Here is a 12,141-nt window from a genome sequence, read left to right as displayed (position 1 = left end):
TGTCCACGCCTCCGGCCGCAGCGATCTCAGGCTGCCGTGGCGAGGTGCAAGGCCAGGACGGCCTTGACGATGTCGGTGATGCGGGTGGTGCTGCAACGGAGTTTGCGCAGGAGCCGCCAGCTCTTCAGGGTGGCGTTGGCCTGCTCTCCGACGGCTCGGATCTTGGCGTGGGAGGAGTTCACCGCCCGCTTCCCGGCTGGGAGCGTGCTCCAGCGGCCCCGGTAAGGCACCCGGATCGTCCCCTGAGCTCCCTGATATCCCTTGTCGGCCCACGTCCGGATGCCAGCTTGGGTGAGCGCTTCGATGATGCCGTGGATGCGTGCGGCCTTGATGTCGTGGACGGCACCTGGCAGGGCAGGTGAGGCCCAGAGCAGGCGTCCGAACGCGTCGGCGATGACCTGGACGTTCATACCGTGGCGCTTGTGCTTGCCAGAGTAGTAGGGGCGGTCGGCGGCAATGCGGTCGATGTGCAGCAGGGTGCCGTCCAGGATCACGAATGCCTTGTTGGCGGCGAAAGTCATGGCCTGCTGGAGGGTGGGGGCAAGGGCGGCCAGGACCTCAACCGCCTCGACGATGTACCGGTAGACGGTGGCCAGCCCGATCCCGAAGCCGGCCGCGAGCTGGGCGTACGTGTGCCCGCAGCGCAGATGGGCCAGCGCGAGCAGAGCCTGTCGGTCCGTGGTCAGGCGGCGCCAGCGCGTGCCGCGCTCACGCCGCCGGGCTCTCAGCAGGTCGGACAGGTAGCGCAGGGTCGAGGTGGACAGATCGATCCCCGATGGGTAGACAAGCATGTGAAGCTCCGGGCGGGCAGGTTGATCTTGGTCGACAACCCATCTACCAGGAGCTTCACCTTTTCCTCAACGCCGCCCTCAGCCAACCGACGTGCCACGCAACCAGGTTGGAAAAGCCTCATTGCCGTCACACGATCAGTGGCCCCGCTGAAAACGCTCACTGATAGCCACTGGTTTTGGGCCGGGCTCGCATCGTCCTGATGGGGTGAGCCCTTTGGCGCGCGCTTGTGTGTGCGACACGTATTTCAGTGTCGACGAGGCCACCGGCGAGCTGTGCTTGAAGCCGGGCACGATGTGCACAGCCCCCGCGGGCGGTGACAACATCCCGCCTATGTGACAACTATCGCGCTTCGGCTCATCACAGTAACTGATGCTCGCCATAAAGGGCTCCGGAATTAGTAGTCGAGATCCAGGTAATCAATGTCGTTGATTGCCACGTCCGACAGTCCCATAGAGCTCGTAACAGGATCTTGGTGAGATGTCCTGGTCGGGCGTGACCGGTGTGACGATTCGGCCGTTCGTGATGCTGTGAGTACTCGGCCGTGGATCGTGGACGACGACTTGTGGGCACTGATCGAGCCGCTGCTGCCACCCTGGCCCGAGAAGTCACCAGGGCCACGGCCGGTGGCTGACCGACACTGCTTGCAGGGCATCCTGTACGTCCTCTACAACGACATAGCCTGGCAACTCCTGCCGCTGGAGCTGGGGTTCGGTTCCGGGCAGACCTGCTGGCGACGCCTGGAACGTTGGCAGCAGGCAGGGGTCTTCGACCAGCTACACCGGATCCTGCTGGCCGAACTGAACGCGGCCGGCCGCCTCGACTGGTCGAGGGCCTGCGTGGACGGCTCTCACATCCGCGCGAAAAAGGGGGCTCCGAGACTGGTCCGTCGCCGGTCGACCGGCGGAAGACGGGCAGCAAACACCACTTGATCTGCGACGGACGCGGCACTCCGCTCAAGGTCATCACGACCGCGGCAAACGTCAACGACGTCACCCAGACCCTCGCCCTGGTCGACGGCATCCCGCCCGTCGCGGGCCGCCCCGGCCGTCCCCGCAAACGACCCGAGGCCCTGCTCGGCGACAAGGGCTAAGACTCCAATTGCCAACCGCGACGAGCTGCGCAAACGCCGGATCCTGCCGGTCATCTCCCGCAAGGGGGCCCCGAACATCCAGGGCCTGGGCAAGCTCCGCTACGTCGTCGAGCAGACCTTCGCCCTGCTCCACCACTTCAAAAGACTCGCCGTCCGCTGGGAACGACGCACCGAACTCCACGACGCCTTCGTATCCCTGGCCTGCAGCCTCATCTGCTGGCGACGTCTCAACAGGCCCGAATCATGACGGTTCAGAAGGGCAGCGGCTCGGCGTCCAGTGACTCGGTGTATCCCAGGGCCCACCGTCCGGGAACGGTCTCGCAGATCGCCTCCAGGTCGGCCCGGGTCCGGCCCCGAACGTGCAGCCAGCTGTGGGCGCCCAAGCCGTCCTGGCGTAGCAACTGTCCCGGGGCGGAGAACCAACGCACTGGAAAGTCCTCCGGACCCGTCCACATCGGATAGTCGGGCAGCGCGACCCGCTGGAAGCGTGCGGGCACCGCCCCAAGCAGGTCCGCCGGCAGCTCGCACGCGTTGTACAGCTGACCGCCACCGCCGAACAGTGCCTCGCTCAGTACAAGCTCGACGCAGGCCAGAGACACCCGGTCCAAGAACGGCACCCAGCCGTGCCGCGCCTGGACGAGCACCGGCGGATCGTCCTGATCAAGGTCGCGCAGGCGCACGCCCCAGAAGGCGCAGCCCTGGTTTTCGCTGCGGAAGACAAGGACACCGCCGCACTCGTCATGCACGAACATCTCGGCGGGCGGCAGCAGCGGATCCTGGTTGGCGAGCAGGCCGGACCGCGTACCCAGGAGCGTGTAGAACTCGCGCAGCACGGCCGGCAGGGAGCAGCCGAGCGTCGCCTCGGCCCGCGCCAGTTCCGATGCAGGCGTGCCGTCGTCCTCGGTCAACGGCTCGTCCCAAGCAGCGGCGAAGCCGCGGACGAATGCCCACGCCCGCTCCATGTCGGTGATTCCGCCGTCTAGAGCCTGGGCCACGTCGAACACGCCAGTCATGCCGCGACCGTACCGGAAGCACACGCCGCATCACCCAGAGACGATCAGGCCGCCAGTGAGAGCAGACATACCGAGCCAGTCCGAAGCTCCTCGCCAAGATCGTGTTACGAGCTCTTAGACGGTGTCCTATGTGGTGAGGCGGACCAGTCGCTTGTAGCAGCACAGTGCAGCGGCGAGGCCGAGAAAGGCCAGGTAGTTCCGGGGATTGCGTTCGTAGCGGGGGCTGATTCGGCGGTAGCCGGACAGCCAGGAGATGGTCCGCTCGATGACCCAACGGCGGCGGCCCAACCGTTCGCTGGACTCGATGCCTTTGCGGGCGATGCGCACGCCGATGCGCTTGCCGCGTAACCATTTCCGCAGGTGAGGAATGTCGTACGCCTTGTCCGCATGGAGGCGCTGGGGCTTGAAGCAGCGGCCGCGGTGGGGGTCGTGTCTCGTTTGGTGACCGGCCACCATCGGCTTCAGGCCCTCGCTGTCGTGGACGTTGGCGGCGGAGACGCCGACGACCAGGGGCAGTCCGTTCGCGTCCGACAGGACGTGCATCTTGGAACCCGGCTTACCTCGGTCCACGGGGCTCGGACCTGTGTGTTCGCCCCCTTTTTAGCCCTCACGTGCGCGGAGTCGAGGACGACGCGGGAGACATCGATGAGACCGGCGTCGTCGAGTCGGTGCAGGACCGCTTCGTGCAGCCGGCCCCAGACCCCGGCCCTGGACCAGATCAGGAACCGGCGGTGGGCCGTCGACTTCGATATGCCGAAGCACGGTGGCAGAGCCCGCCAGGCGCACCCACTCACCAGCACGTAGATGATCGCCGCAAACAGCGTCTCATCAGGCGTGTCCTGCGTGCCGCCGCCCTGCGGCCGCACCTTCGACGGTGGGATCAACGGCTTGGCGATCTCCCACAGCCCGTCCGGAACAATCCAACTCCACGTACCCCGCCCCATGAACAGACCAACGAGCGATCACCACATAGGACACCGTCTTAGGGCGCCGGGAGCCGGTGGGTCATCCCTCGTCGGCGCCGCGGACCAGGCGCCGGTGCAGCAGCACCGTACGTCCGTACAGCAGGCCGCCCAGGATGAAGTAGGCGTCGATGCAGATGCCCGACACCTTCGTGTTCAGCGAGGGATGCGCGTCCCCGGTGATCTGCTGGTACGTCAGGCCCGTCAGTCCCCGATCCGCCAGACCCGTCTCACGCAGCGCGGTGTCGAGCAGTCCCGCGCCTCCCCGCACCACGAGCAACGCCGAACCGATCCACAGACAGCAAACGGTGATCCAGCGCGGAATCCGGCGCCCCCACGGACGCGTCAGAGCCACCGGAAGGAAAATTCCGACCACGAACATCGAGGTGATCACGAAAGCCCAGATGAGATCCTTAGTGGTTCCCGTCTCCGGAATCATTTTCGGGCCGTCGCCGAGACCGAAGCGACCTCCCGCGAACCAGTAGAAATGAAAAGCCGTGAACACGAGGGCCCATAAGAAAGCGGCCGTGGCAGCCCGCCGGAAAAGACTTTCGGTGCCGCCCCTGACGGCGTCTGTCAGGGCTGCCCGTTGCTTCGGTGTAATCGTCATGCCGAATACTCTCCCCGTACGGTGGATCACCCGGCGTCAGGCCGTGGGAGGATCCTGGACTCCGCCCAGCGGCTGAGCCTCCCCGGCCTGCCGGCGCGTCAGCAGACGCTCCACCGCGTCGGCCGCCGCACGCGCCCCGCCCGCCCGGCGCACGTCCTCGCGCAGTTCCCGCAGGTGCCGTCCGACCTCAGGGCGTCGAGATGGAGATGCCGGACCCAACCCTGCTCTACAGCTCCGGCCTCACCGGCCTGCCCCTGGCCGACCTGTTCCTGACCACCGTCAACCCAGGCCGGCTCTCGCGTCCGTCCCGGGTGTACTCCGTGGACTACCAGCGCCCACGAAAGACGACTTGGCCATGAGCGGATCAGTCCACGTGCTTCCAGTTCTCGCGCCGGATCGCGCGGCCCATGGTCGTCTTCGAGACGCCCTACGCCTGGGCCAAGGCGGCGTGGCTCGTTGTGCTGGTCGCGTACAGGTTCGGTGCGGCGGCCACCGCGAGCACGGCCATGGTGGCGAGGACCGAACCGAATGTCATCACCCTCTGCTTCCTGGCCGGTCGGTTCATCTCCGCTCGCGCGGAGAGCACGACCGGATCCCGTCCCGCACCTCGTTGTCCGCCGGTTCACCTCCGCTCGCGCGGAGAGCACTGGTCCAGCATCACGCGAAGCGTGTCCCCGTCCGGTTCACCTCCGCTCGCGCGGAGAGCACGACGGTGAGCGCACGGCCATCGGCTGGCGCCACGGTTCACCTCCGCTCGCGCGGAGAGCACTTCCGCTCGGCCAGCTTGATATCCACGGTGGCCGGTTCACCTCCGCTCGCGCGGAGAGCACTCCACGGTCAGCATGACGGTTCGGTCGGCGTCCGGTTCACCTCCGCTCGCGCGGAGAGCACCCCGTCTCAGTCCCGAGTGCCAGCGTCTGTCGGCGACGGCTGAAAAGTGGCTCAGTCAAGATTTCCGTGAAGCCGATCGTGCGCCTGTGCGCCGGTGACGCTCCGTCACAGGCCGCGTGATACTCGCCGAGTGTGGGGAGCTGCTGAAGACCATGTTTCCGCACCTCGAAGGGGTGCTGGTGGAAGAAGTGAGCCCCGAGGGTGGGGTGTTGCACATTGTGGCAAGAACCGTGGAGTCGGTTCCGGTGCCGTGCCCGGACTGCGCAACGCCCTCGGTGCGACGGCACAGCGGATACCAGCGCCGTCTCGCCGACGGTGCGGTCGGCGGCCGTCAGGTGTCCATCGAGCTGACCGTCCGCCGCCTGTTCTGCGACGACCAGAGATGTGCACGGGTGACCTTTGCCGAGCAGGTCGACGGGCTGACCGTGCGGTATGGGCGTCGGACGCCGCAGCTGCGGTGCTTGTTGAGCGCGATCGCGGTGGCCCTGGCCGGCCGGGCCGGAGAGCGCCTCGCGGCCCGGCTGCCGGTGCCTGTCAGCCGCACTACCCTGCTGGCCCTGGTCATGGCCCTGCCCGATCCGTACGCCGAGACGCCCCGGGTGCTAGGGGTCGATGAGTTCGCCACCCGCAAAGGCCACAAGTACGGCACCGTGCTGGTCGACTGCGAGACCCATGCTCCCATCGACCTGCTGCCCGACCGGGAGTCGGCGACGTTCGCAGCGTGGCTGACCGACCACCCCGGAGTGGAGATCATCTGCCGTGACCGGGGCGGCGCCTTCGCAGACGGTGCCCGCACCGGGGCCCCAGATGCCGTCCAGGTCGCAGATCTCTGGCACCTCTGGCACAACCTCGCCGAGACCGTGAAGTCCCTGGTCAGCAAGCACAGTTCCTGCCTTCGTGAACCCGCCCTCGCCTCGGAGTCACCCCCTGAAGTCCTGCACCCGCCGCTCTCCCACGCAGGCCGGCTGGCCGAGCGGGCCCGGCGGCACCACGCCGCCGTGCACGATCTCCTCGGCCAGGGCCTCACCATCCGGGCCGTCGCCCGCCGCCTGGAGCTGTCCCGCAACACCGTCCGCCGCTATGCCCGCGCCGTCACCTGGGAGGAACTGGCCACCGGCCGCTGGCAGAACCTCCCCAGCACTCTGGACCCCTACAAGTCCTATCTGCACCAGCGGTGGCACGAGGGCCACACCAGCGGTGCCAAGCTCCACGCCGAACTCCGTGAGCGCGGCTTCACGGGGTCCTACTCCGTCGTCCGCGACTACCTCCGGCGCTTCCGCCGAACGTCGGGCGACCGTCCGCCCCCAGCGCGGCCGCCCGGGGTCCGCAAGGTGACCGGCTGGATCACCCGGAACCCCGACCGCATGAACGACGACGACCAGCAGAAACTCAAGGCCATCCTGGCCCGCTGCCCCGAACTCGAAGCGGCCACCGGACATGTCCGGTCCTTCGCCGCGATGATGGCCATCCGCAGCGCGAGCCGACTGCCCGAATGGATCGCCACCGCCCGCGCCGACGAGCACCACGGCCTGCGCGGCTTCGCCGATGGCCTGCTGGCCGACCTCGACGCCGTCATCCTCGGACTGAGCACGGAATGGAGCTCGGGCTGCGTCGAGGGCAGAGTCACGGACATCAAGCTGCTCAAGCGGCAGATGGCAGGCCGAGCCGGACTCCCCCTGCTCCGCAAGCGCGTCCTTCTCGTCGCCGCCGACCGCCGACAACACAGAGTTACGAACCAGACGGCTCACTGATCGGCTTCACGGAAATCTTGACTGAGCCTGAAAAGTGGACCAGGGGCGGCGCTTGAAAGTTGACCCCCTCCAAGGGTCTGGCTCGTTGAGTCAGGCCGGGAGGAGTGGTGATCAGCGTGGAGGACTGGGCGGAGATCCGTCGGCTTCACCGGGCCGAGCAGATGCCGGTTCGGGCGATCGCGAGGAAGCTGGGGATCGCGAGGAACACTGTCCGCAGGGCGATCGCGGACGACGCGCCGCCGAAGTATCAGCGGGCGCCGAAAGGCTCGATCGTGGACGCGGTCGAGCCGCAGATTCGTGAACTGCTCGAGCAATGGCCTGAGATGCCGGCGACGGTGATCGCGGAACGGATCGGCTGGGACCGGGGTCTGACGGTGCTCAAGGACCGGGTCAGGGACCTGCGGCCGGCCTATCGGCCTGCGGATCCGGCCTCGCGGACGGTCTATGAGCCGGGCGAGATCGGCCAGTGCGACCTGTGGTTCCCGCCGGCAGACATCCCGCTCGGCTTCGGTCAGGTCGGGCGGCCGCCGGTGCTGGTCATGGTCGCGGGCTACTCGCGGTGGATCACCGCCCGAATGCTGCCTTCCAGGTCTGCGGCCGACCTGATCGCCGGGCACTGGCGGCTGCTGACAGAGCTGGGCGCCGTCCCCCGGGTGCTGGTCTGGGACAACGAGGGAGCCGTCGGCTCCTGGCGGTCCGGCGGACCCCAACTCACAGACGAATTTGCTGCGTTCGCCGGACTGCTCGGCATCAAGTTCCTGCTCTGCAAGCCACGGGATCCTGAGTCCAAGGGCCTGGTCGAGCGGGCCAACGGCTATCTCGAGACGTCGTTCCTTCCCGGCCGGGTGTTCACCTCGCCGGCCGACTTCAACATCCAGCTCGCAGACTGGCTGACCAGGGCGAACCGGCGCATCCACCGCACCTTGCAGGCCCGCCCGGCGGACCGGCTGGAAGCGGACCGGTCCCGGATGCTGGCCCTGCCGCCGATCGCCCCGCCGGGCTGGTGGAAGGCATCTCTGCGACTGCCCCGGGACCACTACGTCCGCCTGGACACCTGCGACTACTCAGTTCACCCGCTGGCCGTCGGCCGCCGCATCGAGGTCGCCGCCGGCCTGGACCAGGTCCTGGTGACCTGCGACGGCGTCGAGGTCGCCCGCCATGCCCGCAGCTGGGCCCGCCACCAGACCATCACCGACCCGGACCACGCGGCCGCTGCCGCGGTCGCCCGCAAGGCGGCCGCCGGCACGAAACCGGCGCCAGTGGACGTGACAGAGGTCGAGGAACGGTCGCTGGACACCTACGACCGGATCTTCGGCGTCATCGACGGCGGGCTGAGCACGGGTGAAGGGGCAGCGTGATGAGCACGAAGAACGGCACGAACCAGGCCAGGACCAGCCGCGACGTCGGCTCCGAACTGATCTATCTGACCAAGGCGTTGAAGGCCCCGGCCCTGCGGGACGCTGCTGCCAGGCTCGCCGAGCGGGCTCGCGACGAGGGCTGGAGCCACGAGGAGTATCTGGCCGCATGCCTGCAGAGGGAGGTCGCCGCCCGCGACTCCCACGGCGCCGAGGGACGCATCCGGGCGGCCCGTTTTCCCTCTCGCAAGTCGCTGGAGGACTTCGACTTCGACCACCAGCGGTCCGTGAAACGCGAGGTCATTGCCCATCTTGGGACGCTGGACTTCGTCGCCGGAAAGGAGAATGTGATCTTCCTGGGGCCACCCGGCACCGGCAAGACCCACCTCGCCACTGGCCTGGGCATCCGGGCCTGCCAGGCCGGCCACCGGGTCGCCTTCGGCACCGCCGCCCAGTGGGTCGCCCGTCTCGCCGAGGCCCATCAAGCAGGGCGTCTGAGCGACGAGTTGACCCGGCTGGGACGGATTCCGCTGATCGTGGTCGACGAAGTGGGTTACATCCCTTTCGAGCCCGAGGCCGCGAACCTGTTCTTCCAGTTCATCTCGGGCCGCTACGAACGTGCCTCGGTGATCGTGACCAGCAACAAGCCCTTCGGGCGCTGGGGCGAGGTCTTCGGCGACGACACCGTCGCCGCCGCGATGATCGACCGACTCGTCCATCATGCCGAGGTCATCTCGCTGAAGGGCGACAGCTATCGCATGCGCGGCCGCGACCTCGGACGGGTTCCCGCCGCCAACACCGGGGAATGACCAACATCAACTGACGCAGCGGGGGGTCATTTTTCACCCGCCGGAATCGGCTCACATTTCAGGCTCAGTCAAGATTTCCGTGAAGCCGATCAGTGAGCCGTCTGGTTCGTAACTCTGTGTTGTCGGCGGTCGGCGGCGACGAGAAGGACGCGCTTGCGGAGCAGGGGGAGTCCGGCTCGGCCTGCCATCTGCCGCTTGAGCAGCTTGATGTCCGTGACTCTGCCCTCGACGCAGCCCGAGCTCCATTCCGTGCTCAGTCCGAGGATGACGGCGTCGAGGTCGGCCAGCAGGCCATCGGCGAAGCCGCGCAGGCCGTGGTGCTCGTCGGCGCGGGCGGTGGCGATCCATTCGGGCAGTCGGCTCGCGCTGCGGATGGCCATCATCGCGGCGAAGGACCGGACATGTCCGGTGGCCGCTTCGAGTTCGGGGCAGCGGGCCAGGATGGCCTTGAGTTTCTGCTGGTCGTCGTCGTTCATGCGGTCGGGGTTCCGGGTGATCCAGCCGGTCACCTTGCGGACCCCGGGCGGCCGCGCTGGGGGCGGACGGTCGCCCGACGTTCGGCGGAAGCGCCGGAGGTAGTCGCGGACGACGGAGTAGGACCCCGTGAAGCCGCGCTCACGGAGTTCGGCGTGGAGCTTGGCACCGCTGGTGTGGCCCTCGTGCCACCGCTGGTGCAGATAGGACTTGTAGGGGTCCAGAGTGCTGGGGAGGTTCTGCCAGCGGCCGGTGGCCAGTTCCTCCCAGGTGACGGCGCGGGCATAGCGGCGGACGGTGTTGCGGGACAGCTCCAGGCGGCGGGCGACGGCCCGGATGGTGAGGCCCTGGCCGAGGAGATCGTGCACGGCGGCGTGGTGCCGCCGGGCCCGCTCGGCCAGCCGGCCTGCGTGGGAGAGCGGCGGGTGCAGGACTTCAGGGGGTGACTCCGAGGCGAGGGCGGGTTCACGAAGGCAGGAACTGTGCTTGCTGACCAGGGACTTCACGGTCTCGGCGAGGTTGTGCCAGAGGTGCCAGAGATCTGCGACCTGGACGGCATCTGGGGCCCCGGTGCGGGCACCGTCTGCGAAGGCGCCGCCCCGGTCACGGCAGATGATCTCCACTCCGGGGTGGTCGGTCAGCCACGCTGCGAACGTCGCCGACTCCCGGTCGGGCAGCAGGTCGATGGGAGCATGGGTCTCGCAGTCGACCAGCACGGTGCCGTACTTGTGGCCTTTGCGGGTGGCGAACTCATCGACCCCTAGCACCCGGGGCGTCTCGGCGTACGGATCGGGCAGGGCCATGACCAGGGCCAGCAGGGTAGTGCGGCTGACAGGCACCGGCAGCCGGGCCGCGAGGCGCTCTCCGGCCCGGCCGGCCAGGGCCACCGCGATCGCGCTCAACAAGCACCGCAGCTGCGGCGTCCGACGCCCATACCGCACGGTCAGCCCGTCGACCTGCTCGGCAAAGGTCACCCGTGCACATCTCTGGTCGTCGCAGAACAGGCGGCGGACGGTCAGCTCGATGGACACCTGACGGCCGCCGACCGCACCGTCGGCGAGACGGCGCTGGTATCCGCTGTGCCGTCGCACCGAGGGCGTTGCGCAGTCCGGGCACGGCACCGGAACCGACTCCACGGTTCTTGCCACAATGTGCAACACCCCACCCTCGGGGCTCACTTCTTCCACCAGCACCCCTTCGAGGTGCGGAAACATGGTCTTCAGCAGCTCCCCACACTCGGCGAGTATCACGCGGCCTGTGACGGAGCGTCACCGGCGCACAGGCGCACGATCGGCTTCACGGAAATCTTGACTGAGCCACATTTCAAGCGTCGCCGACAAGCGTCTTCGTCGGTTCGCCTCCGCTCGCGCGGAGAGCACACGGCCCCAGCTGACCTTCACTGAACCGGGTACGGTTCACCTCCGCTCGCGCGGAGAACACATCTTCGCCCGGTGCAGACCGTCGAGGCGGACCGGTTCACCTCCGCTCGCGCGGAGAGCACGCCCGCAAGTTCGCTGTGGTAGATCACCATGGCGGTTCACCTCCGCTCGCGCGGGGAGCACCCCGTGCTCGTCACGGACGGGGAAGATCCAGTACGGTTCACCTCCGCTGGCGCGGAGAGCACTGAGGCTGGTCCTGCTGCTCGGTCTCCGGCTTCGGTTCACCACCGCTCGTGCGGAGAGCACTCAGCCTTGGCCAGTTCCCGCTGACCTGGAAGCGGTTCACCTCCGCTCGCACGGAGAGCACACCCGGGTGGTCAGCTCCCTGGCCAGCTCCGACGGTTCACCTCCGCTCACGCGGAGAGCACGGGGCGGCGGACGTCGGCTACGTCCCCGGTGGCGGTTCACCTCCGCTCGCGCGGAGAGCACGACAGCAGCCACGCGCTGACCTCGGTGTCCGACGGTTCACCTCCGCTCGCGCGGAGAGCACTACGACGCCTTCAAGCAGGGCTACTCCATGGCCGGTTCACCTCCGCTCGCGCGGAGAGCACGGCTTCGCCGCCTTCAGCCGCTCGTTCTCGGCCGGTTCACCTCCGCTCGCGCGGAGAGCACGCCTGCATGCCCTTCGCGATGTCGAGCATCAGCGGTTCACCTCCGCTCACGCGGAGAGCACGGCGCCCGACCGTCGCTGTGGCGGCACCGCGACGGTTCACCTCCGCTCGCGCGGAGAGCACGCACTGGCACGCCTGGTCTTCGCAAGGGTCTCCGGTTCACCTCCGCTCGCGCGGAGAGCACGAGGTGAAAAGGACGGTGATGCCCTTGTCCGTCGGTTCACCTCCGCTCGCGCGGAGAGCACTTGGCGTGCTCGGTTGACGGCCTGTTGAGGGCCGGTTCACCTCCGCTCGCGCGGAGAGCACTACGGGGCGGTACTGCGGTCCTTCTTCGGGCGGACGGT

9 protein-coding genes, 1 pseudogene and 2 CRISPR repeat arrays (1 of these 12 running past the window's edge) are annotated in these 12,141 nt (G+C 68.0%); of the genes and pseudogenes, 5 read left to right on the top strand and 5 right to left on the bottom strand.

Annotated features, from left to right (window positions below; translation table 11 throughout):
- Window positions 1-26 precede the first annotated feature (26 nt).
- A complete protein-coding gene (locus GTY58_RS39185; RefSeq protein WP_010988951.1) occupies window positions 27-791 on the bottom strand; it encodes an IS5-like element ISSav6 family transposase in 765 nt (254 codons plus the stop codon).
- Between the two features lie 528 nt (window positions 792-1,319).
- Here GTY58_RS39185 and GTY58_RS39180 point away from each other — a divergent pair.
- Window positions 1,320-2,129: pseudogene (locus GTY58_RS39180) on the top strand (IS5 family transposase).
- Window positions 2,130-2,133: 4 nt separating this feature from the next.
- Here the strand turns inward: GTY58_RS39180 and GTY58_RS39175 are convergent.
- The 3 genes from GTY58_RS39175 to GTY58_RS39165 all read right to left on the bottom strand — a co-directional run bounded on the left by GTY58_RS39175 (window position 2,134) and on the right by GTY58_RS39165 (window position 4,467).
- Complete coding sequence (locus GTY58_RS39175) at window positions 2,134-2,895, bottom strand: SMI1/KNR4 family protein (RefSeq protein ID WP_037653110.1); 762 nt, start codon at window positions 2,893-2,895, stop codon at window positions 2,134-2,136.
- Between the two features lie 126 nt (window positions 2,896-3,021).
- Window positions 3,022-3,839 (bottom strand): IS5 family transposase gene (locus GTY58_RS39170; RefSeq protein ID WP_107277520.1). Its coding sequence is split into 2 segments (ribosomal slippage): window positions 3,022-3,497 and window positions 3,497-3,839, totalling 819 coding nucleotides; the frame shifts between segments, so codons are not numbered across the junction.
- 61 nt (window positions 3,840-3,900) lie between these two features.
- Window positions 3,901-4,467 (bottom strand): DUF3995 domain-containing protein, encoded by a 567-nt coding sequence (locus GTY58_RS39165; RefSeq protein ID WP_078936597.1) that lies wholly within the window; start codon window positions 4,465-4,467, stop codon window positions 3,901-3,903.
- Window positions 4,468-4,673: 206 nt separating this feature from the next.
- Between GTY58_RS39165 and GTY58_RS39160 the strand changes: the two genes are divergently transcribed.
- From GTY58_RS39160 to istB, 4 genes are all read left to right on the top strand, one after another.
- Window positions 4,674-4,826 carry a hypothetical protein gene (locus GTY58_RS39160; protein WP_174514631.1) on the top strand — a complete coding sequence of 51 codons (153 nt, stop codon included), beginning with the start codon at window positions 4,674-4,676 and terminating at the stop codon, window positions 4,824-4,826.
- Window positions 4,827-5,024: 198 nt separating this feature from the next.
- Window positions 5,025-5,358: a CRISPR direct-repeat array (repeat unit 29 nt; unit sequence CGGTTCACCTCCGCTCGCGCGGAGAGCAC).
- Window positions 5,359-5,510: 152 nt separating this feature from the next.
- Window positions 5,511-7,109, top strand: coding sequence for an ISL3 family transposase (locus tag GTY58_RS39155; protein ID WP_042494152.1), 1,599 nt, complete (start codon window positions 5,511-5,513; stop codon window positions 7,107-7,109).
- 107 nt (window positions 7,110-7,216) lie between these two features.
- Complete coding sequence (istA, locus tag GTY58_RS39150) at window positions 7,217-8,467, top strand: IS21 family transposase (protein WP_037653204.1); 1,251 nt, start codon at window positions 7,217-7,219, stop codon at window positions 8,465-8,467.
- On the top strand, window positions 8,467-9,273 hold the full coding sequence (gene istB, locus GTY58_RS39145) for an IS21-like element helper ATPase IstB (protein WP_037653202.1): 807 nt from the start codon (window positions 8,467-8,469) through the stop codon (window positions 9,271-9,273). The genes istA and istB overlap by 1 nt, the downstream gene beginning before the upstream one ends.
- 89 nt (window positions 9,274-9,362) lie before the next feature.
- Here the strand turns inward: istB and GTY58_RS39140 are convergent, their stop codons facing one another.
- The gene (locus GTY58_RS39140; RefSeq protein ID WP_042494152.1) at window positions 9,363-10,961 is read right to left on the bottom strand and encodes an ISL3 family transposase; all 1,599 of its coding nucleotides are present in this window, start codon (window positions 10,959-10,961) and stop codon (window positions 9,363-9,365) included.
- Between the two features lie 136 nt (window positions 10,962-11,097).
- Window positions 11,098-12,141: a CRISPR direct-repeat array (repeat unit 29 nt; unit sequence CGGTTCACCTCCGCTCGCGCGGAGAGCAC); it runs 2,587 nt beyond the window's last position.

Origin of the sequence: Streptomyces sp. SID5469 (assembly GCF_009862865.1) — a bacterium.
Lineage (GTDB): Bacteria > Actinomycetota > Actinomycetes > Streptomycetales > Streptomycetaceae > Streptomyces > Streptomyces avermitilis.
This window is presented reverse-complemented; position numbering and strand designations above follow the sequence as displayed.